The 20,265-nt window shown below is 32.0% G+C and carries 22 protein-coding genes and 1 tRNA gene; 7 read left to right on the top strand and 16 right to left on the bottom strand.

The features are described from left to right. The first annotated feature begins 2 nt into the window (after window positions 1-2). Both BSF42_RS17210 and BSF42_RS17205 read left to right on the top strand, forming a co-directional pair. Window positions 3-1,184, top strand: coding sequence for a class I SAM-dependent methyltransferase (locus BSF42_RS17210; RefSeq protein ID WP_095954335.1), 1,182 nt, complete (start codon window positions 3-5; stop codon window positions 1,182-1,184). A 3-nt stretch (window positions 1,185-1,187) separates the two neighbouring features. After that, window positions 1,188-1,754: a hypothetical protein gene (locus BSF42_RS17205; protein WP_095954334.1), complete on the top strand. Its 567-nt coding sequence runs from the start codon at window positions 1,188-1,190 to the stop codon at window positions 1,752-1,754. On the opposite strand, the gene BSF42_RS17200 is transcribed toward BSF42_RS17205, so the two are convergent. After that, on the bottom strand, window positions 1,755-2,402 hold the full coding sequence (locus BSF42_RS17200) for a M15 family metallopeptidase (RefSeq protein WP_095954333.1): 648 nt from the start codon (window positions 2,400-2,402) through the stop codon (window positions 1,755-1,757). It abuts the gene before it with no gap. A gap of 185 nt (window positions 2,403-2,587) precedes the next feature. On the opposite strand from BSF42_RS17200, the gene BSF42_RS17195 reads away from it, so the two are divergent. Beyond that, window positions 2,588-3,103 carry a hypothetical protein gene (locus BSF42_RS17195; protein WP_141248474.1) on the top strand — a complete coding sequence of 172 codons (516 nt, stop codon included), beginning with the start codon at window positions 2,588-2,590 and terminating at the stop codon, window positions 3,101-3,103. Between the two features lie 90 nt (window positions 3,104-3,193). Here BSF42_RS17195 and BSF42_RS17190 read toward each other — a convergent pair whose 3' ends face one another. Together BSF42_RS17190 and BSF42_RS17185 are read right to left on the bottom strand one after the other, a co-directional pair. Further along, the gene (locus BSF42_RS17190) at window positions 3,194-4,297 is read right to left on the bottom strand and encodes an acyl-CoA desaturase (RefSeq protein WP_095954331.1); all 1,104 of its coding nucleotides are present in this window, start codon (window positions 4,295-4,297) and stop codon (window positions 3,194-3,196) included. 166 nt (window positions 4,298-4,463) lie between these two features. Further along, window positions 4,464-4,793, bottom strand: coding sequence for a helix-turn-helix domain-containing protein (locus tag BSF42_RS17185; RefSeq protein WP_095954330.1), 330 nt, complete (start codon window positions 4,791-4,793; stop codon window positions 4,464-4,466). A gap of 122 nt (window positions 4,794-4,915) precedes the next feature. Here BSF42_RS17185 and BSF42_RS17180 point away from each other — a divergent pair, with 122 nt between their 5' ends. Together BSF42_RS17180 and BSF42_RS17175 are read left to right on the top strand one after the other, a co-directional pair. Further along, window positions 4,916-5,185: a hypothetical protein gene (locus BSF42_RS17180; protein ID WP_095954329.1), complete on the top strand. Its 270-nt coding sequence runs from the start codon at window positions 4,916-4,918 to the stop codon at window positions 5,183-5,185. Window positions 5,186-5,225: 40 nt separating this feature from the next. After that, window positions 5,226-5,432, top strand: a complete 207-nt coding sequence (locus BSF42_RS17175) for a hypothetical protein (protein ID WP_095954328.1) — start codon at window positions 5,226-5,228, stop codon at window positions 5,430-5,432. A 49-nt stretch (window positions 5,433-5,481) separates the two neighbouring features. Here the strand turns inward: BSF42_RS17175 and BSF42_RS17170 are convergent, their stop codons facing one another. Next, window positions 5,482-6,303 (bottom strand): phospholipase A, encoded by an 822-nt coding sequence (locus tag BSF42_RS17170; RefSeq protein ID WP_095954327.1) that lies wholly within the window; start codon window positions 6,301-6,303, stop codon window positions 5,482-5,484. Window positions 6,304-6,580: 277 nt separating this feature from the next. On the opposite strand from BSF42_RS17170, the gene BSF42_RS17165 reads away from it, so the two are divergent. Both BSF42_RS17165 and BSF42_RS17160 read left to right on the top strand, forming a co-directional pair. Beyond that, window positions 6,581-7,159: a hypothetical protein gene (locus BSF42_RS17165; protein WP_095954326.1), complete on the top strand. Its 579-nt coding sequence runs from the start codon at window positions 6,581-6,583 to the stop codon at window positions 7,157-7,159. Window positions 7,160-7,162: 3 nt separating this feature from the next. Continuing rightward, window positions 7,163-9,283: a cation:proton antiporter gene (locus BSF42_RS17160; RefSeq protein ID WP_095954325.1), complete on the top strand. Its 2,121-nt coding sequence runs from the start codon at window positions 7,163-7,165 to the stop codon at window positions 9,281-9,283. A 57-nt stretch (window positions 9,284-9,340) separates the two neighbouring features. On the opposite strand, the gene BSF42_RS17155 is transcribed toward BSF42_RS17160, so the two are convergent. The 12 genes from BSF42_RS17155 to BSF42_RS17100 form a co-directional block, all read right to left on the bottom strand. Next, a tRNA-Lys gene (locus BSF42_RS17155) sits at window positions 9,341-9,415 on the bottom strand. Between the two features lie 20 nt (window positions 9,416-9,435). Beyond that, window positions 9,436-9,888, bottom strand: coding sequence for a hypothetical protein (locus tag BSF42_RS17150; RefSeq protein WP_095954324.1), 453 nt, complete (start codon window positions 9,886-9,888; stop codon window positions 9,436-9,438). Window positions 9,889-10,428: 540 nt separating this feature from the next. Then, window positions 10,429-10,632, bottom strand: a complete 204-nt coding sequence (locus BSF42_RS17145) for a hypothetical protein (protein ID WP_095954323.1) — start codon at window positions 10,630-10,632, stop codon at window positions 10,429-10,431. 56 nt (window positions 10,633-10,688) lie between these two features. Continuing rightward, complete coding sequence (locus tag BSF42_RS17140; RefSeq protein ID WP_141248473.1) at window positions 10,689-12,089, bottom strand: exopolysaccharide biosynthesis polyprenyl glycosylphosphotransferase; 1,401 nt, start codon at window positions 12,087-12,089, stop codon at window positions 10,689-10,691. Beyond that, window positions 12,073-12,489, bottom strand: a complete 417-nt coding sequence (locus tag BSF42_RS17135) for a VanZ family protein (protein WP_095954321.1) — start codon at window positions 12,487-12,489, stop codon at window positions 12,073-12,075. Before BSF42_RS17135 ends, BSF42_RS17140 begins: the two co-directional genes overlap by 17 nt. 39 nt (window positions 12,490-12,528) lie before the next feature. Next, complete coding sequence (locus BSF42_RS17130) at window positions 12,529-14,868, bottom strand: polysaccharide biosynthesis tyrosine autokinase (protein ID WP_095954320.1); 2,340 nt, start codon at window positions 14,866-14,868, stop codon at window positions 12,529-12,531. A 103-nt stretch (window positions 14,869-14,971) separates the two neighbouring features. Continuing rightward, window positions 14,972-15,739 (bottom strand): polysaccharide biosynthesis/export family protein, encoded by a 768-nt coding sequence (locus tag BSF42_RS17125; RefSeq protein WP_095954319.1) that lies wholly within the window; start codon window positions 15,737-15,739, stop codon window positions 14,972-14,974. A gap of 117 nt (window positions 15,740-15,856) precedes the next feature. Next, the gene (locus BSF42_RS17120; protein WP_095954318.1) at window positions 15,857-16,603 is read right to left on the bottom strand and encodes a glycosyltransferase family 2 protein; all 747 of its coding nucleotides are present in this window, start codon (window positions 16,601-16,603) and stop codon (window positions 15,857-15,859) included. Between the two features lie 239 nt (window positions 16,604-16,842). Beyond that, entirely contained in the window at window positions 16,843-17,787 is a 945-nt protein-coding gene (locus BSF42_RS17115) for a UDP-glucuronic acid decarboxylase family protein (RefSeq protein ID WP_172426716.1), read from the bottom strand. 2 nt (window positions 17,788-17,789) lie between these two features. Next, window positions 17,790-18,614, bottom strand: coding sequence for a glycosyltransferase family 2 protein (locus BSF42_RS17110; protein WP_095954316.1), 825 nt, complete (start codon window positions 18,612-18,614; stop codon window positions 17,790-17,792). Beyond that, complete coding sequence (locus tag BSF42_RS17105) at window positions 18,607-19,167, bottom strand: DapH/DapD/GlmU-related protein (protein WP_095954315.1); 561 nt, start codon at window positions 19,165-19,167, stop codon at window positions 18,607-18,609. Before BSF42_RS17105 ends, BSF42_RS17110 begins: the two co-directional genes overlap by 8 nt. Then, the gene (locus BSF42_RS17100; protein WP_095954314.1) at window positions 19,160-20,263 is read right to left on the bottom strand and encodes a glycosyltransferase family 4 protein; all 1,104 of its coding nucleotides are present in this window, start codon (window positions 20,261-20,263) and stop codon (window positions 19,160-19,162) included. The genes BSF42_RS17105 and BSF42_RS17100 overlap by 8 nt, the downstream gene beginning before the upstream one ends. Window positions 20,264-20,265 lie beyond the last annotated feature (2 nt).

Genomic DNA, 20,265 nt, shown 5'->3' with positions numbered 1-20,265 from the left:
CTTTGAACACTTCTATTTTGCGTCCAGATATTCATGAATTTATAATTCAAAATACTGGTGCAGACATAACGAAATTAGCGTTGCAAAAAAATCCATTTCCCGATGTGGAATGGATTTTAATTTTAAACCAAATTGAGGCGAGAACAAAAGCAAAAGAGAAACTGCCAACTTGGTTTTCGGCTTCTAATATTATTTATCCAAGCAAGATTTCAGTTGAGCAGACTTCATCTGAAAAAACGGCTGCCTATAAAGCTGATTTGATTTCAGGTGAAACTTTAATTGATCTTACCGGCGGATTTGGCGTGGATGATTATTATTTTTCGAAGAAATTTAAATCCATAACACATTGCGAAATCAATCAAGATTTAGCTGCCGTTGTAAAGCATAATTTTAATCAATTAAAAGTTGAAAATTGTACTTTTCATGTTGGAGATTCTACTCATTTATTAGAAGAATCCAATCAAAAATACGATTGGATTTATATTGATCCGTCAAGAAGAAACGATGCAAAAGGCAAAGTTTTTATGCTGAAAGACTGTCTGCCAAATGTTCCTGAACTTCTTGATTTTTATTTTGAAAAAGCAGATTCTATTTTAATTAAAACTGCTCCGATATTAGATATTTCGGCTGGATTAGCTGAATTAAAAAATGTAAAAAACATTCATATAATCGCTCTTGAAAATGAAGTTAAAGAGCTGCTTTTTGAAATTCATAAAAATTATTCGGGAGATATCACCATAAAAACAGCCAATCTTCTAAAAGAAAAAACAGAAACTTTTGAATTTGTTTTAGGCGAAGAAATGTCATTTCCTATATTTGATTTACCCAGAAAATATCTTTACGAACCGAATGCCGCCATAATGAAATCGGGCGGATTTGACGAAGTGAGTATTTCCTTTGAAATTGATAAATTACACAAGCATTCACATTTATATACTTCAGAAAATTTAATTGATTTTCCAGGGCGCAGATTTGAGATCCAAAAAGTTATTTCATACAATAAAAATGAAATGAAACCCGAACTTGCTAATCAGCAGGCTAATATAACGACTCGTAATTTTCCTGAAACAGTTGAAAACATTCGTAAAAAATGGAAAATAAAAAATGGAGGGAATTTGTATTGTTTTTTTACAACAGATGTAAAAGATAACAAAATAGTTTTAATTTGCAGCAAAATAATCTAAACAATGAAACAAGTATTTACTCTAACTCTTTTTTTATTAACTATTACCGCATTTGCCCAAAAACCATGTGAATACAGCGTAAATGTAAATGACTCAATTGGAAGTTATAAAGTTACCAATGAATATTTAATGAGTGAAAAATATTTTGGAGGCAGCTTTAATTATATTTTCTTCTCTCTGGCACAAACAGATGGTTTGCCAACACTGAACCTGCAGTCGATACAAAAAAGTAAAGACTTTATTAAGGCTAACTGTTTTGACAAAAATTCAAAAATATTTTTACAATTAGAAAACGGAAAGATTGTAACCTTAATGCACATTAATCAGGAAAACTGCGGTACATTAATTCGCGATGACAAAGGTTTTGATAACCGTGTAAATACAGGGATCTTTATGTTTATGAAAGATAATTTTGAAGAACTAAAAAAATCACCGATTTCGATCATGCGAATTAAATACCTGACTAATACCGAAGATTATATCGTAAAAGCAGATCTAACTTCTGAATTAAATGGTAAAGTGACACATCCTAATACTTATTTTATCGAAAATATTCGATGTGTTGAATAGTTAATCGCATTTCCATTTTTGATTGGCAACTTTATCTTTTAGACCTGTTTTTAAATTATAATGCCACCATTCTGAATCAAATGAATTAAAGCCGTTTTTAATCATCACTTTTTTCAAATAGGCTCTTTTGGAAAGAATTTCTTTTGAAAGCTGTTTGAAATTATGACTGGCCTGAATTCCGAAAAAATCGAAAGAAGTCCCCATATCAACTTCTTTTCCTGTTACATCAACTAAAGAAATATCTACGGCTCCTCCTCTGTTATGGATGGAGCCTTTTTTTGGATCTGCCACATATTCTGGATTCGACACAATCTCCCACATTTTTTTCTGAATGTCTAAAGGACGGTAACAATCATATAATTTGATTCTGTACCCTTTTTTTAGAAAATCATTATTGGCTGCAATCAGTGCTTTAACGGTTTTTAAACGAAGCATACATTCGGCACAATCGTATACTTTAGCTTTCAAAAAATTGTCTTCCGTTGCATATTTCATATCATATATAAAATCATTGCTGTAATCTCTTAGTTTTACAAATGCAGTGTCTGCAATCTGTGTTTCTGCAGGGGTTATATATGCTTCATTTTGCGCTTGTACTAATGCTGTACAAAAAAGAAAACCGAATAAAATTTTTGAAAAACAATTCATTGTTAGCTAATTTTTTAAAAAATGAAGTTAAACAAAAAAAACTTAATAATGCTTCTTCTCTTAAAATGATAGAGTTATACAAACGCCTCTAATTCTTTTCAAAACAAACATTATTTTAATATCTTTATGTAAATTAGACAATTACGACATCATAAATTCAATTATTAATTCTAAAATCAATTACTATGAATTGCCGTACCAAATCTATTTCTCTAGTAATATTGAGTATTTTCGTTTTGATTTCCTGCAAAAAAGAGATAGTTAAAAGTGTTCCTACAACAGATTCAACCTCTATAATTACACACGCCTTAAAATCAGATTCAGCCATAATTAATCCGACAGATACTCTAAATGATTTGGTTGACAAAAGTGTTATTGGCACTCAGTTTTTAACAAAAAGCAGTCTTGCGCCAAGATTAAAAAAATTATTAGGCCCAGATTACGATCAGATGATTGAATACTGGAATACAGAAACTCCTTTTGAAAAACAGGAAAATATACTTCATGCCTGGGGCTGTAAACAACATGACTGCAGTACGTATTCGTATGATCTTTTTATTGATGTAAAAAACAATAAGATTAATGTCTACAAGTTTGAAAAATCTAAACTAACTGTTTTTAAAGAAGATGATTTTGAAATCGAAATTAAAGATGTGTTTCTAAAAGATCTGGATGTTAAAAGGCAAAACGCTGGTGGTTGATGGCTGATGGTTTATGGTTCGTGGTTAATGGCTATTTTTAATTTTTAATTTTTAATTTTTAATTTTTAATTTCTAATTTCTAATTTTAGCCTAAATCTCTCCCATCCTTAAAATATTTTCTTTTACACCTTTATTCTTCAGCATTCTGAAATGCGAACGTACGGCGTGATAAAAAGGATATGAAGTATAGGGAAGATTATATTCTTCTGCGTAACGTCTTATAATTGGGGTGATGTAAGGATAATAGGTATGTCCGACGCCAGGGAAAAGATGATGCGCTACGTGATGCGTAAAGCCACCGTATAGAAAGTTGGCCAATTTACTTTCTGTACTAAAATCTTTTGTGACAACCATTTGATGCATAGCCCAAGTATCAGAAAGATTGCCTTTTTCATCAGTATTCGGAAAATTTGCATCTTCATCAACATGAGTCGAAACCAGCGCCACAACTCCAATTATGCTTCCAAACATGTGCATAGAAAGCCACGCAAAAAGAACCATATACCACGGCTGATTTAAAAGTACCATTGGCAGGAAAAGTAAATAAAATAGATTGACGATCTTGGCTGCAAATAATCGATAGATTTCCTGCTTTGGGATTTTTTTAACTATTTTCTTGACATAATTATCTTTAGTACCAAAAAAGTCTTTAAAATCTCTGATGTAAATCCAATTAAGGCTGTAAAAGGGATAAATGAACCACATATAAATGTGTTGGTATTTATGGTACTTCAATAAGGGACTGGTGGGAAATATTCGAATAATATCACTTTGTTTAATATCGACATCCCAATCGGGAACATTTGGATAAGCGTGATGCAGACCGATATGGCGGCGCATCCAAAGCCAGTGATTACTGCCAAAGAGTTCTAAAACATATAGAAACCATTCGTTATGCTTTGGCTTTTTAAACAAAGCTCCATGTGCCGCATCATGAAAGGCATTTATAAATAAAACAATCATAGTAATTCCAGACAAAATGTAAAAGAGAAAGAGTAAATAAGTCTGGTTACCAAAAGCTAAAATACAGCCGTAAAATAAAAAGAAAACTACTAAAAGTCCTAGAGACTTTACAACATTCAATACGTATAAAGATGAGTTCTTTAAGACGGTTTCATTCACTTCTAAACGCATCTTTTTAAAAAAATCATCAGTTCCAGGTTTGACATAAACCGGTCGTTTTAATTTTTCCATGTGGTCACTGCTAGAAATTGTCTATCAAATTTACTAAAAAAAACTTAATCTACTACAGTACAATTCTTTAGAATCAATTTCATTAAAATAAAAAGCCGTTCTTGTGGAACGGCTTAAGTTTTATTAATTTTTGTGGTTGTTAGATATTCTGTGGAAAGTTTTTAAACTACTCCTCAAACTTTTTCTCTGCCAAGCGCAGCCTGATATCATGAATACGATCTTCTATATCTTCTAAATCGTTTAGAATATCATGTTTTTCATAAACGGCTCCCGCCTCATTAACCATATTCTGCTCATTTTCTTGAGCAAAAAGGTCATTTAAATCTACGTCAGGAAAATTTTTACTCAAACTAATAATAAATTCGGAACCAATATTAGCTGTACCGTGTAAATATCTCCCAATCATTGCTGGACTAAATCCTAAAATCTGCCCTACCTCTTTTTGCTTTAATCCTTTATCCTTAAAGAATTTGCTTAATTTTTCGTGATACATCATTATTTAAAGTCAAAACAAAATGTAGTAAAAATATATTTTTTAACATTAAAAAGAATGAAAAATATAATATTATTCCTACATTTACTTTTTTATAGAAATTACAAGTTATAAATAGCAAATATATGTCAAAATTAATCAAAAATAGCACTTTTAAAGAAGATAATTCTCACAACATAAAAGCTTATGAATTTATAGACAAGTATTTACCGGCTACGTATGTCGATCTAACGATTGACTGTATGATAAAAAAGGGGCAAACGCCGCCAAGTAAAGCTTTAATTAGAAATGTAAGGAACAAAACAATAGTAAGAAATGATATTTTATTAGCGTTAGTAGAAGTGTCGACTGAAAATAAAGAAATGGTTGAAAGGATTAAACTTTTGACTTCTTAAAATATAGGAATTAAAATCCTTACATTAAAATTTAACGACTATGAAAGACCAAAATAAAAATATGGCAGAGAAATACCAAACCAATTTTGGACAAGATCAATTTGACATTAAATCTTCGAATCTAGAAACTTTTAAAAACCTTCCCAACTTATACGGAATGACTCTCGAACAATATATAGAAGGAGCCGAAATTCATTCCAGATGTTTTGACCAGTTAAAAACAATAAGCGCTGCATCAAATAATTAAACTAAAATCAAATGGGGCAGCGGTTAAAAAACCTTTTTTCTGCTGCTTTTTAAAAAATTCCCATGCCGTCTGGTTTGATTGTAAATCCCAGACGAATCATACTTTTATGCTCCTGATAATCGATTAAACTTTCTGTATAACCCACAAACCATTGCAGAGTGATGTAATAATTCTCCTCTTTATACGGTTTCCAGTTTACTTGTGTCTGCAAAGATCCATAATTGATAAGGCCGCTTCCTTTCCTGAAAAGAACGTCTGCGCTCCATCTTCCCGGCTGGATCTGATAAGTTGCACTTGCTTCGCCATATCCGACATATTTGGTAAGTCCTGGATTATCTTCTTTATCCACCAGTGGAATCCATCCTCTAATTCCTACTCTCCATCTTGGCGAAACTTGCGATTTTAAGGAGAATGCAAGCATATTCCAGGTTCTTGAATAAATAGAATCTCTTCCGTTTGATTCGTGTTCAAATGAAATTGTTCCATACGTCAATCTTCCGCCTTTCAAATAAAACGGACGGACGATCGCGACACCGGGATTAAAATTAATTTCTGAAAATGGTTTTGAACTGGCGTAAATATCCCAAAAGGCTTTTTGAGTATACATTAGATAAGGGAAAAATCCGCCCCATAAAGGTTTTGAATTCAGACGAAGTTTAAAACTTACTTGGTATTTTACATCGGCAGAATTTCGGGTAATGGGATCACTCAACGGTACACCGGTTAAAAAATAATTATCTCTGTGAACAGAGAAGCTATGTTCCTTTAAAAGCGAATCTGCTGCGCGGAAATTCTTTTTCTCTTCTACAATTTGTGCATTCGCTGTAATTGAAAATAAAACAAAACAAGTAAGTAGGTATTTAAAATGCATTTTTATAATTTAAGTTAAAGCTTAATCGGAAGCTTCAGTACTAATGTACGCTATTTTCAATCACCTTGAAAATCGATTATTAGCTCAAAAAAATATTTTTTTAACTGTGTTGTATAATAATTCTTTACAGCTAAAAAATCAAACTTAAAACAGACTTAATAGACCAAAAACTGGGCTTTTAGCAATTAATTTAGTACCTTGGAATATCTTTTTTACACTTTCAGCGGTGTAATTCTTTTTACTTATCCAAAAAATGTAAATCCACAAAACTGTATTTATGAAAAAAATACCTCTAATATTATTTCTTGCATGCTTACTTATTTCATGTGAAAACAAAAAAGAACTTGAACTCCAAAAGAGAGAAAAGGCTTTAAATTTAAGAGAAGAAAAAATAGCCGGAAAAGAGTCAGATTATCAATTACTGGTTTCTTTTCGCGATAGCATTTATGCTTTGAAAGATACTGTTACCAATAATCCATCATTGGTAGTAAAAGAATGGCCTGATGCTATTAAAGGTATTTGGAACAGTAAAATGCTGTGCCGTGAATCCAATTGCAGCCAATACGTAATAGGTGATCAACGCAATGAATCTTGGCAATTTTTATCTGATTCTACAGGGATTTACACGAATGTCTTAAACAATAAAAAACTGACCCGCGTTTTTACAGCAAAATATATTGAAGATAAAATTATGCTCGAATTTAAAGGTGACAGTATTTCTAAAAATAATGTAAAGATGAATGTGGTTCTTGATGATATAAAAGCTAATGTCATTAAAGGAACTCAGACTATAACGGGACAGGATAATTGTTCGGCCAGATTTTCTGTAGAACTTACTCTTCCTCAAAAAAAATAAAATATGTTATTAAGTATACAACACCTCAGCCTGCCTTTAGAAGATCCGCTGTTAAAATTTCTTATCGAACTTATTATAATCTTATGCATTCCGCTATTATTAAATAAGATAAAAGTACCTCATCTTTTAGGGCTTATTATAGCTGGAGCTGTAATTGGTCCAAACGGATTTAATGTGCTTGCGCGAGACAGCAGTGTTGTAGTAACTGGTACTACAGGATTACTTTACATTATGTTTCTGGCCGGTCTTGAGATTGACATGGGCGATTTTAAAAAGAACAAATGGAAGAGTATTACTTTTTCAATCTACACTTTTATAGTGCCGTTTGTACTTGGACTTATCGGCGGTTATTATATTTTACATTTTTCGATTTTAACTTCGGTGTTGTTTGCCAGTTTATTTTCTTCGCATACACTTATCGTATATCCTATGATAAGTAAATTAGGAATTGCCAAAAAACTGGCCGTAAATATTACTGTAGGCGGAACGATGATTACAGATGTGCTCTCACTTGTTGTTCTGGCGGTTGTTGTAGGAATGTCACAGGGAGAAGTAGGAACTTCATTTTGGATCAAATTATCGCTTTCTATGCTGGTATTTGCCTTGATGGTTCTATTGGTGTTTCCTATTATTGCACGCTGGTTTTTTAAGAATGTCGAAGATAAAATTTCGCAATACATTTTTGTTATTGTCATGATCTATCTTGCCGCTTTACTGGCAGAATTGGCGGGAATTGAAGCTATTATTGGAGCCTTTTTTGCCGGTCTTGCCTTAAACAGACTTATTCCGCATACTTCGTCATTGATGAACCGTGTAGAATTTGTTGGAAATGCTATTTTTATTCCCTTCTTTCTTATCAGTGTCGGGATGCTTATAGATTTTAATGCTTTTATTCAGAGCTGGGAAACTTTGGGCGTGGCTTCTATTATGCTTATAGCTTCTATTGGAGGGAAATATGCAGCAGCTATTTTGACTAAAAAAACATTTCGTCTTACTAATGATGAGGGAACACTTATTTTCGGAATGAGCGCAGCTTCTGCAGCTGCAACACTGGCTTCGGTAATGGTGGGTTATAATATTATTTTATCTGAAACGGATGCAGGAGAACCTATTCGTCTTTTAAATGAACATGTCCTTAACGGAAGTATTTTACTGATATTGGTTTCGTGTACTATTTCATCATTCGTTTCTATGGCGAGTGCACAAAGAATAGCAGATTCTGATAAAGAAGAAACTGTTGCGGGGACAAGTCACGAGAAAGAGAATATTCTTATGGCATTAAACCATGAAGATACTGTTGAAAAAATAGTTAATCTTGGTCTTCTGATAAAAACAAAAACGAATAAGGACGGCGTTTTTGCATTGAATATTATTAATGAAGAGAAAAGCGAATCTTCGTCAAAAAATGCAGAAAAACTACTTGGATCGGCTGTAAATATGGCGGCTGGAGCAGATGTCAAAGTGAATCCAATTACCCGACATGATAATGATGTCGTGTCTGGGATAAATAATGTCGTTAAGGAACAGAATATTACAGATCTAATTATTGGTTTAGAAGAAGACAAAGGTTTTTCATCCTCCTTTATTTATAATCTTTATAATGGATACTTGCGCAACAAGGAAATAAATGTGATTATATATCATGCTGTTCAGCCTATCGCTACCATAAAAAAATATACCGTTCTTATTCCGTTTAATGCAGAACGGGAACCTGGTTTTTTTCATTCTTTATTAAGAGTATGGAATATCGGAAAAAACTCTGGAGCAAAAATGAGCTTTTATGCCAACAATAAAACAATTGAAGTTTTAAAAAGCATCATTAAAAAAGCAAATATTGAAGCTGTTTTTAATAGTGTAACTTCATGGAATGAAGCGCAGGAAGCGGCTCATAATTTAGAAACAGATGAAGGTTTGATACTTTTAATGGCAGACAGAAACATGCATTCTTATTTTTCGCAAATGCAGAACATACCTGAACTTTTAAATAAGAACATGAAAGATCACAATTATATTCTGATTTACCCTTTTACAAAAATTGATAAAACTGTTATGGAAAAAAGAGCGGTAAGTAATCTAGATGATTTTGCAGATATTGGAAACATTATCGGAAAACTTTTTAAATAAGATATACTTTTTTGACGAACCTAAAATAAAAAAGCCGCTCAATAGGGCGGCTTTTTGCGAACGCAGAAGGATTCGAACCTCCGACCGTCCCGATTAAAAACCGGGGACTCTATCCAGCTGAGTTATGCATTCGTTTTCTTATATCGGTTTCATTACATCATAAAATATAAAGCTCTTTGAAGAACTTCCAGCTGTTTTTTTTGCATTCTTGATTTTACGAATTTCTTCTGGGGCAGTTTCGGGATTAAATTAGATGATTTTTCGAAACACACCTTTAAATCTTCAAAAATTTCGTTTTTGCTTTTTGAAGCATCTATCAAAATTAAATCCTTTATTTCTTCTATTCTTGTTAAGCTGTTATAGAGATGTTTACTAAATAAACAAACCATAAAATTTGTATTGATACCTTCTAATTGAAAAAAATCTATTAACTCTGAATACTCATATACTACAAATACAGAATGATCAAAACTAGTTGATTTATTCTCATTTTTAAGTAAAAAGGAATCTTCAGAAAAATCAAAGTCAGCTTTGAACTTTCGTTTAAACATTTTTAGAAAAATACCTTTATTATCACGAACCAATACTTTTTCTTTTTTAATCATCTCTTAAGAGTTTGCATTTATCTTTTTAATGGATTACACTTTGATAACATCGAAACATTCTTAGTAATAAAGAAAACTCAGATAGCTTTATCTGGTTCTTTTATTAGAAATAATACAATCTCTTCTTTGTATTGGCATCTTTGTATTAGTCGATTTAATAAACTAAACAACTAATAAAAAAGCAATTCAGGTAAGAAGAATTTGTAATAAAACGGCTCAAATTGTTAAGCCAAATAAGATTGGGGCTGTAAAAAAGTGTAGGAATAAAATTGGATATATCTATTTATTAAATAATATAATAAAGAGATAAGATCCTTAGATAAAGGGATTATTTAAACAAAAAAGAAATTTTATAATTAATCATCAAACTGGAATGATGATTTTTAATTTTGAAAATTCTACTGAATTTCAACACAGGCATGTAATCAAGGCAAATGGAATAAGCTCGATGTATATCGAGCTTATTCCATTGAAATATCTGACTTATTAATTTTTACAAATTAAAAAGCTTTCTAGGAAATTCAACTTAAAAAATCAGTCTTAAACTCCAACATTAACGTTGGTAGTTCCTGAAGGACTATAACTTTTCAGTTTTTTAATTTTATCGTTCAATTTTAGAACACGATCTAATTGTTTTTGCTGAATAGTATATTTTGTATAATATTTATACCATTCTTTTCCAATGAAAAAGGTTGTCACAGAAACTCCTGTGAGTAAACCTATAAGGTAATTAGTAATATCCATGATTATCTGTTTATTAGTTTATTTTTAAATTTATTTTTGGTTTATTTTTCTATTATTTAAAAAGCATTTTTATCTCCTTTTAAGGTAACTATAACTGTTAAGAAACAAATTTTAACATCTTTGATTAAGCTCCAGCGCTGTACATATTCGATATCTGTTGTCACACGGCGTTTCATGTCTGATACTTTTTTTGTTTCCCCTCGAAGACCCGAAACTTGAGCCAGACCAGTAATTCCTGGTTTAACGAAATGACGTACCATAAAATTATTAATATGGTCATTATAGTCTGACGTATGTTTAATCATGTGCGGACGTGGTCCTACGACACTCATATTCCCTATCAAAACATTAAAAAATTGAGGCATTTCATCTAAACTGGTTCGGCGTATAAATTTTCCTATTGGTGTAATTCGGCTGTCTCCTTTTTGAGCCTGTTGGGTTTCGTCTCCAACATTTGTATACATGCTTCGAAATTTATAACACCAAAAGTGCTGATTCTTTTTGCCTGTTCGCATTTGTTTGAATAATACCGGCCCTTTACTTTGTTTTTTAATTATTAAAGCCAATAAAGGATACAGCCATGATAAGATGAAAACTATCACAAAAATGCTGAAAGCAAGATCAAATACTCTTTTTGCCAATCTGTTATAAGCATTTTGTAAAGGCTCAAAACGGGGCTTAATTACATGAAAATTATTTAAATGAGTTGAGTTAAAATGCTTTTTTGAAATGGATGAGAAATCTGGAACAAATTTCAAACGCATACAATGCTTATCACCAAGCTCAAAGAAATAATTCAAATCTGAAATAAAATCAGGTTTTGTAACAATGTATAATTCATTTATATTGTTTTCAGAGGCATTTTCGATTGCATCGAAAAGTGCAAAAGTAAATTCCTCATTAGTTGTGTATTCTATCGATGAATTTTCATTCAGGATTCCAACAAAATTGATAAAGAAGGAATTGTTTTCTAAATGAGAAGCCAATTCTATACTTGTTTTGTTAAAGCCCCAAATTGCAACAGTATATTGTTTAAAAACCCAGCCTTTTATTTTTCCTATTACTACGGTAAACAAGATTCTGGATAATAAAAAATAAGACAGTAAAAAACTCAGCTGAATTAAATTGGCTTTACTGCCAAAAAAATACAAAACATCGTCCTGAAAAATGAAAATGTAACTATGCCATAGAACTCTTTGTGTAAAGAAAGCACGCCAGCTGTTGCGGAAAAATTCATCTAAACTAAAAAGAACGTCTACTCGATACAGTTGAAAATAAGTAACTGAAAACAGCCAGCTTAAAATAGTGATCGGAATCATCTTATTGAGAAACAAGCCATTCCAGCCCATATTCTCTTCTGTCGCAAAATTCAAAAATAGTACAGTACCAAAGACCATCGCGATCATGTCTACTATAGCACAACACATTATGAAAGTAAATTTATGTCTGTTTCGCATTTTTTAATTTTTTCAATAGATTGTACCCTAATGCTCCTGCTATACTTCCGGTAATTCCATAAAAAACATCTGCTAAATCAGGACTTCTTCTTTGAATCACAAATTGCCCGCCCTCAGCTATGCAGACAATTATTGCTGCAAAAACTATATTTTGTATGAAATTCAATTTTTTATTATTATTTAATTCATCTAAACTGCTGTGTTCCGTATAAACTTCTAACAGAAAACCTAAAGCTAAAAATGGAACAGCTGTACGCAAATTATAATATTGATTACTCCAATTTAAAAGCCATCTTGGTAAATAGGTTTCTCCTGCAAAACCTGGATCTGATAACCACGAAAAATAAAAAACAGCTACAATAACTAAGAATAATAACAATAGAACTATTTTATGAAACATTTTATATTATTTAATTTTAGTAAATACACTCTGTATTTCTCAGGCCTCTTTTATAGCAACATTTCTTTTATACCAAGGCTTTTTTACTTTTACTTCTTGATATTGATAACCGTAGCTAACTCCATAACCATATCCGTATGCCGTTTTCATATTTACACCGTTTATAACAACTCCAACATTTTTTAACTGTTCTTTTTTAATTAAATTACTTACCTGCTCTAAATTGCTCTTATCGGTGTAATCGTATTTAACCACAAATACTGTGACATCTGCCAGATAACTAAAGTTGAGTGTATCAGACACTATTTGTACTGGGGCGGTATCTAGAATTATAAAATCATAAATATCTCTTGCCTCTTCAATCAATGATTCAAAATTAGAATTAGTAATTAATTGAGAAGGATTTGGCGGAGTTTCTCCAGCAAACAAAACATCAAGATTTTTAGAAAACTTCGTGTCTGTTTGCAAGAATTCTTTCCAGTCGTCACTTTTATTGGCTAAAAAATTAGAAAGACCTAATCCTTTTCTGTTTACACTGAAATAGTCATGCAATTGAGGATTTCTTAAATCGACCCCTATTAACAGTACTTTTTTATTGAGATTACTAACCGTTATAGCATTATGAAAAGCGCAAAATGATTTTCCTTCTCCTTGAATAGATGACGTAAACAATATTACACTTCCTCTACTGTCCTTTTTCCTTGGCAGTAAATAGGAGATATTTGAAACTAATGCCCTAGAAGCTTCCGCTATCAAAGAACGAGAAGTAGCTGTATTGTCTAATTTTTCGCTGACATTTATTTTAGGAATATGTCCTAAAATAGGGATATCAGTAAATACTTTCTGAATATCTTCTTCATTATGTATTTTGGTATCCAAGTATAAACGAACATAAGTGATTCCAAAAGGAACCAGTAAACCTAACAAAAATGCACCCAGCATAAATGCTTTTGGCTGTGGGAAAATTGCAGAATAATTTGTTTCAGGCGCGTTTAGAGTTTTTAAGTTTGACTCTAAAATAGCACCATTTAAAACTGCTTCTTCTTTCTTTTGTAGTAATGCTACGTAAGTTTCCTCTTTTGTAATAAGGTTACTGTTTATGTTACCCAGCACTTTATCTTTTGTCGGAATACTTTTTACCTTCGCATCAGCGATACTCTGCTCTGATCTATTGGTTCTGCTTGTTTGATTTAAAAAATTTAAATAACCTTCCAAACTATTTAGTATTTCTTGTTTTTGGATCTTTAATTGGGTTACTAAACTAATATATGCCGGATTATTACTTTGCGCCCTTTGCAGGATCAATTGGCTGTCCATAAGTTTTGCATTGTAATTTACAAGCATCTGATTGACTGTAGTAGATTCCAAATTGTAATTTGCACCTACACTTTGAGTAGGACCAGATTGTCTAATATCATTAATTGCAAAATTGGTAAGTGCTATTTGTTTTTCGTTGAGCATTGAGCTCTCCTTTTTCTGACTTCTATCGGAGGTTTGCTCCACAATATAGTTGTCCATTACACCAATATCATTATTTTGCAGGTATTTTTCTTTTACGCTTTCAATCGAATCTTTTTCTTTTGTGAAATTTTTTATCCTTTGATTTAAATATGAAACGGTATTTCTAAATACTTTTTGCTTATTGCTGACAATACTTTTATCTAGCTGAACAATGATTTCGCTCAATATCTTTCTGGAACGATCTGGACTTGATCCAATATGTTTAAGTTCCAGCACTCCTTTTGCATTTTCATCAGATAAAACAACAAGAGATGCTTTTAATTGTCTTAAAGCTTCAACGGTAGACTGAAGACTTACTTTATATTCATTGTCAAAATAGTAAGCTGGATTTTTCTTTGCTTTAGCAGATAATTCAATCTTAAAAGGTAAACCAAAAACAGCTTCTTTTCCTTCATAACCTTTTACATTATAAATTCTTTCTGTGTCTGGGTTAGTTATGATAAAACCGCTTTTATCTATTTTAATTTCATACGAAATCTGCGGTAATGAATCTTTAGAAACAGTAGGTATTAAAACAAAGGGAACTTCATTTATATTATTGTTTTGTACTGTAAATACTTTTTCATAATAAGTGAAATTTAAATTCAAATTCTTAACTACATCCAGCAAAAACTCATTGGATGTTATTAGTCGAATTTCGTCTTCCAATTTATCTTCATTACTTTTTTTATCTGTACTGATAGTAATTATCTTCGTTTGGTCTTCTTGTTTTTTGTCCAGAAAGATCGTAGCTGAAGTTTCGTATGTTGACGGCACTACTTTAATAAAAATAAACGCAGCACCAACAAACAAAATCAAGCTCAGCAAAAACCAAGGCCAATATTGAAAATACTTTAAAAATTCTTTTTTAAAATCCATAACTATTTAATTAATTAAATACAGTTGCTTTACTGCCAACAAGTATATTTTCAAATCCAAAACGGAACTATTTATATACTTTATTTTACACTTTTGTCAATTTTTAATTTGCAATCACTATAATAAGAGCTGCAAGAGAAGCTACTATCCCCAGCAATTGCAATGGATCTTTTATTACTCCTCCGCTATTTACTTTTAGTTTATTTGGGGTTACGACAATAACATCATTTTGTCTGATTCTAAAATTTGGATTTGACATCCAGGAAGCCGTGGTCAAATCAACATGGTAAACCAAACGTTTTCCATCAACTTCTCTTATCAGTTTTATATCTTTTCGAATTCCAGAATAGGTTAAATCTTTCGCCAGTCCCAGCGCATCAAGTAAGCTTATAGATTCTTCTGTAAAAGAAATTACTCCAGGAGCATTTACTTCTCCCAAAATCGTAAATTTATTATTCAAAACTCTTACCTGTACCGTAGGATTAACGAGATAATTCTCGTTAATCAAGCGTTCTTTAATTTTGATTTCTGCATTAGCTGGCGTTAAACCTCCTACTTTAACTTCATTTAAAATAGGCATCATAATAGTTCCTTGAGGATTAACTAAATAGCCTGACAGTTTCATCATTTCTACAGAGCTTTGCTGCGCACTTGTACTACTGGTAATATTAAAAGGTGCCGCAACTAGTGGATTAAGATCACCAACATCAATTTTCAAAATATCGTTAGGTTGTATTTTAGGCGAAGTATAATTTATTGTAGAATTTGTATAGCTGTCCAAATCTTGTAAATACAACATTTGCTTCTTTGTGGTACAAGATTCGAGCATCAATAAAGGCAGTAAAATTATCAAAAGGAAAATTTTCTTCATGTTAATTGTGGTATATATTAGTATTCTTTAATCACTTTAAATTCCGCGAATCCAAATTTTACTGATGCTTTATATACTTCTAAAAAAACGATAATTACAAAAATTAATCCTTTCCTATTAGTGAACTATATACTGTTTCAAGGCAATTGTTTTTTTTAAAAAGACAGTTCCAATTGCAGCTAAGCCGTGAAATTTATAAATTCTATAATCTTCTTTTAAAACCTCAAAAGCCCTTTTAAAACTGGTACTCATGCCTCCCATTCTCATTTTAACTATATAAGAATTGATGTAGCTCATTCTAATTTCGTATTTGTACAAATAACGAAGCAAAAACTCGGTATCAGAAGCTATTTTAAAATCGAGATTATAAAAACCATTTTTATCAATTATGCTTTTCTTTAGGTAGACTGTAGGATGCAATGGCAGCCAGCCTTCTTTAATTTTTTTCAGACTAAAAACACCTCCTATCCTATCTCGAATCAAGCGTTCATTTTTATCATTTGAAACATAAACTCCATCGCCGTAAACTCCGTCTATACTGGGGTCAAAATTAAAACGGGCTGCGATTTTTGAGATGGCGTTTTTGTCATAAAATTCATCATCAGAGTGCATCAAACCAATTACATCTCCAGTAGCCAATTTTAATCCTTTATTTATCGCATCGTACATACCTTTATCAGGTTCCGAAATATATTGGCTTAGCTTATCTTTATAAGTTTCAATAATTTCTTTTGTTCCGTCTGTAGAATTTCCATCAATAATAATATATTCGATATCATTATAATTTTGTTCCAGCACGCTTTTGATTGCTTGCTCAATAGTATTCTTGCGATTGTAACAAACCGTGATTATAGTAACTCTCATAATAATTATTTTTTAAATGATAAATATTTTTCATAGTCTACTGTCTTTCACAATTTCAAGTTAAAATTAAAACAAAGGTGTTTTACTAAAAAATGTTCTCGACGAAGCACCACAATACTCGTTAAAAGCACAAAAACGAAGGCTTGAAATTAGCGGGTGCAAAAATCTGTTTCCTTAATAAGGAAATTAGGAGAAATAAACAGTAGAAATAAATGGTGTATTTTGTAAAAAGAAGTCTACTATTGGTTTAACAATAGTTTGTCAAAGTAATTAATTGTGGTTACCAAACCTTCATTTAATTGTATTTTAGGTTCCCAGCCATTAAGTTTGTTTTTTGCCAAAGAAATATCTGGCTGTCTTTGTTTTGGATCATCTTGAGGCAGATCCATATGAATAATTTTTGATTTTGAGCCTGTCAATTCAATAATTGCCTGAGCCAGCTCAAGCATTGTAAATTCATTTGGGTTTCCAAGATTTACTGGTCCTAAAAATGAAGGATCAGAATTCATCATTCTTACCATCCCTTCTACTAAATCATCAACGTATTGAAAAGAGCGGGTTTGTAAACCATCTCCAAAAATGGTAATATCTTTTCCCTGTAATGCCTGTACAATAAAATTAGAAACTACTCTTCCGTCTGCCGGATTCATATTAGGCCCATAAGTATTGAAAATTCGAATTATTTTAATAGCCACTTTATTTTGATTGTGATAATCCATAAACAAAGTTTCGGCGCAGCGCTTGCCTTCATCATAACAAGAACGAATTCCTATTGGGTTTACGTGTCCCCAATAATTTTCGGTTTGAGGATGTACAAGAGGATCTCCGTAAACTTCACTTGTACTGGCCTGCAATACTTTAGCATTTACACGTTTTGCCAATCCGAGCACATTAATGGCTCCCATTACAGAAGTTTTTATTGTTTTTATTGGGTTATACTGGTAATGTACGGGAGATGCAGGACACGCAAGATTGTATATTTCATCAACTTCAGCATAATATGGTTCTGTAATGTCGTGTCTTACCATTTCAAAATAAGGATTATCCAATAAATCAATAATATTAGATTTTGCTCCTGTAAAGTAATTGTCCAGACAGATCACTTCATTACCTTCATTCAATAATCTTTTGCACAAATGTGAACCTACAAATCCAGCACCGCCAGTTATCAATATTCTTTTCATATTTATTCTATGTTATTTTTGATTGAATTTACTTTAGTTTGAATTTGAAAAAAGTAATGTGATTTAAAACGTGCCAGATAAAAACCTTCTTTACCGTCTAAAAATCCTAGTTTTAAAAAGTAAGCTCCCATGAAATAGACTGCTGGAAGTAAGCCCGTATTAAGAAGACTATATTTAATTTTTTGATTGAACGATAAATGTTCGTTTTTGGATTGTTTTAGCTGCAGATACCTTTGAGCTTCCCAAGTAGAATAAGCATTGTGTTTGGCTATATAATGTTCTAAGTTTTTAAAATCTTTATGAATAACCTTTGCTTTTATAATTCCAACTTTTCCTTCTATAATAGGATGTTCATGAACTTCCATGTCTAAATGACTCCACAAATCTTCTTCAATTTTTTCGTATGATCCTTTGGATTTCTTAAAAAGAGCCGACTTTTGGAATCCATATCCATACTTAAGTTTTCTGCCCATAAAATAGTTTTCAAACTGTATGGTGTAGCCATTATAAGTAGGATCTTGGGTTTTAAATCCCACTTCACTAACAAATTCTTCGGTAACAAATTCATCTGCATCCAAAAACAAAATCCATTCGTGGCGAAGGTTTGCATTTTGGAGTGCCCAATTTCGTTTTTTAGGAAATTTACCGTTCCACTTAAATTGAAGTACTTCGGCTCCTTTAGCGACAGCGATAACTGGAGTATCATCAGTACTTCCAGAGTCTACCACTATGATTTGATCAAATCGCTTTAATTTATCCAAACAAGATGGCAAATTCAAAGCTTCGTTTTTGACAGAAACGATTACAGTAATTGGAATTTTATTCAAAGCTTCTAGTTTTTATAAATTTGGCAGGATTTCCTGCAACTATTGTATTTTTATCGACATTTTTGGTAACTAAACTTCCTGCACCTACAATAGCATTTTCTTCTATTGTTATTCCCGGCATTACAATGGCTCTTACACCAATAAATACTCCTTTTTGAATTGTTATTTTTTTTGTTATTAAGTTCATAGCAGGATTCTCAAATGCATGGGTTCCTGTACATAAGTATACTTCTTGTCCAACAGTGGCGTGCTCAAATATTTCTATAACTCCAAGTGTATAAGCGTTGGCTCTATCTCCCAAACAGGCATGATCATGTAATATTAAATTCCACGGAATTTGAATTCTTGCCCTTTGATGAACAAATGGCTTTCCATAAATTGTGCATCCAAATAATCTGAGCCAGAACAATCTCCACGAATTAGCTGGTTTTGGTGTCCAGCTGCAAAACAATAACCAGACATATTCCCAAAGCAGCATTTTTACTCGATGAGATATAGTCCATGGTGAATCATAAGGCGAATTTTGGCTGTATTCTATAGTGGTACTATTCATTTAATACTGATTGAAAGTCATCAATAAACATTTTGGCTATTTTAGAAGTAGAAAAATCATCAAAAACTTTTCTTCCGTTTAAAGAAATTTTTTCACGAAGTTCTGAGTCAGTCATGAGCCTTATTAATTGGCTGGTAAGCTGTTCTATCTGGTCTTCATTGCTTTGATTAAATCTTAGACAGTTTATTTCGTCAAGAGCATATTCATTAAAACAATCGTGATTAGAAAGAATGGTTGCGCATCCGTACGACATTGCTTCTCGAGGAGCTACGGGACCCGCATCACCAGTTCCGTCCTGTATCGGGTAACAAAAAATTTTAGAATCAAAATAGAATTTGGATAGTGCATCTTGATCGTAAACCGAACCTGCAAAATTTACATTTCCTTTTTTGTTTTTTAAGTTTTGATAGTAAACTAAACCTCCCCCGCCTTCTGCTGCTTCCCAGGGACCTACAATATTTAATGTCCAATTTCTAGAAATATGCTCTGGAATACTGTTAAAAGCATCTATTAAAATATGTACGCCTTTTTCTTTATCGAGGCGCCCAACAAATAAAATACTGTTAGTCTTTTCGGTCTTAAAATCTTTTAATTGAAAAGGAACAGGATTTGGAATGTAAGAGACTTTGTTATGATATTCAGGTTTAATTTTTTCTTTAACTAAATCAAAAATCATTGGAGAGCAGGCTCTAAATTTACTCACGTTTGTATAAAATTTCATCTGCCATTTTGGTCTTCGCTCTACACTGACATAAATTTTACCTTTTGTTTTATTTCTAAAAAAAATAGGCAGCCAAAACGTATTAGACACTACAATGTCACTGTTAATATGTTTTAATGTTCGTAAAGTATATATTAAGTCATAAAACTTTAAAATCAGTAAACTTTTTGGTGTTGAAAAACCTTTAACTCGAATATGTGATACCCCGTTTATGTTTTCTTTATCTTCTAATGATGGATGGGTTCTGCTGATATGTATTACTTCGTGTCCCAAATTCACAAATTCCTGTCCTAACTTAAAGTATATTTTTTCGACTGCTCCGCCTAATATTGGAGGAACTGGTATAAAAGCGCCCTGAACTATAGTTATTTTCATGT

This window comes from Flavobacterium sp. ACN6, assembly GCF_002304005.1.
GTDB lineage: Bacteria > Bacteroidota > Bacteroidia > Flavobacteriales > Flavobacteriaceae > Flavobacterium.
Note: the sequence above shows the minus strand (reverse complement) of the source record. Positions and strands in the feature narration are given on the sequence as shown.

Excerpts from the sequence above, each read along its gene's own strand:
- BSF42_RS17125 (WP_095954319.1), bottom strand. The coding sequence starts at position 15,739 with ATGAAGAAAATTTTCCTTTTGATAATTTTACTGCCTTTATTGATGCTC.
- BSF42_RS17160 (WP_095954325.1), top strand. The coding sequence starts at position 7,163 with ATGTTATTAAGTATACAACACCTCAGCCTGCCTTTAGAAGATCCGCTG.
- BSF42_RS17140 (WP_141248473.1), bottom strand. The coding sequence starts at position 12,089 with ATGCGAAACAGACATAAATTTACTTTCATAATGTGTTGTGCTATAGTA.
- BSF42_RS17105 (WP_095954315.1), bottom strand. The coding sequence starts at position 19,167 with ATGAATAGTACCACTATAGAATACAGCCAAAATTCGCCTTATGATTCA.
- BSF42_RS17145 (WP_095954323.1), bottom strand. The coding sequence starts at position 10,632 with ATGGATATTACTAATTACCTTATAGGTTTACTCACAGGAGTTTCTGTG.
- BSF42_RS17180 (WP_095954329.1), top strand. The coding sequence starts at position 4,916 with ATGTCAAAATTAATCAAAAATAGCACTTTTAAAGAAGATAATTCTCAC.
- BSF42_RS17175 (WP_095954328.1), top strand. The coding sequence starts at position 5,226 with ATGAAAGACCAAAATAAAAATATGGCAGAGAAATACCAAACCAATTTT.
- BSF42_RS17185 (WP_095954330.1), bottom strand. The coding sequence starts at position 4,793 with ATGATGTATCACGAAAAATTAAGCAAATTCTTTAAGGATAAAGGATTA.
- BSF42_RS17115 (WP_172426716.1), bottom strand. The coding sequence starts at position 17,787 with ATGAAAAGAATATTGATAACTGGCGGTGCTGGATTTGTAGGTTCACAT.
- BSF42_RS17150 (WP_095954324.1), bottom strand. The coding sequence starts at position 9,888 with ATGATTAAAAAAGAAAAAGTATTGGTTCGTGATAATAAAGGTATTTTT.
- BSF42_RS17170 (WP_095954327.1), bottom strand. The coding sequence starts at position 6,303 with ATGCATTTTAAATACCTACTTACTTGTTTTGTTTTATTTTCAATTACA.
- BSF42_RS17100 (WP_095954314.1), bottom strand. The coding sequence starts at position 20,263 with ATGAAAATAACTATAGTTCAGGGCGCTTTTATACCAGTTCCTCCAATA.
- BSF42_RS17135 (WP_095954321.1), bottom strand. The coding sequence starts at position 12,489 with ATGTTTCATAAAATAGTTCTATTGTTATTATTCTTAGTTATTGTAGCT.
- BSF42_RS17165 (WP_095954326.1), top strand. The coding sequence starts at position 6,581 with ATGAAAAAAATACCTCTAATATTATTTCTTGCATGCTTACTTATTTCA.
- BSF42_RS17190 (WP_095954331.1), bottom strand. The coding sequence starts at position 4,297 with ATGGAAAAATTAAAACGACCGGTTTATGTCAAACCTGGAACTGATGAT.
- BSF42_RS17195 (WP_141248474.1), top strand. The coding sequence starts at position 2,588 with ATGAATTGCCGTACCAAATCTATTTCTCTAGTAATATTGAGTATTTTC.
- BSF42_RS17200 (WP_095954333.1), bottom strand. The coding sequence starts at position 2,402 with ATGAATTGTTTTTCAAAAATTTTATTCGGTTTTCTTTTTTGTACAGCA.
- BSF42_RS17205 (WP_095954334.1), top strand. The coding sequence starts at position 1,188 with ATGAAACAAGTATTTACTCTAACTCTTTTTTTATTAACTATTACCGCA.
- BSF42_RS17130 (WP_095954320.1), bottom strand. The coding sequence starts at position 14,868 with ATGGATTTTAAAAAAGAATTTTTAAAGTATTTTCAATATTGGCCTTGG.
- BSF42_RS17120 (WP_095954318.1), bottom strand. The coding sequence starts at position 16,603 with ATGAGAGTTACTATAATCACGGTTTGTTACAATCGCAAGAATACTATT.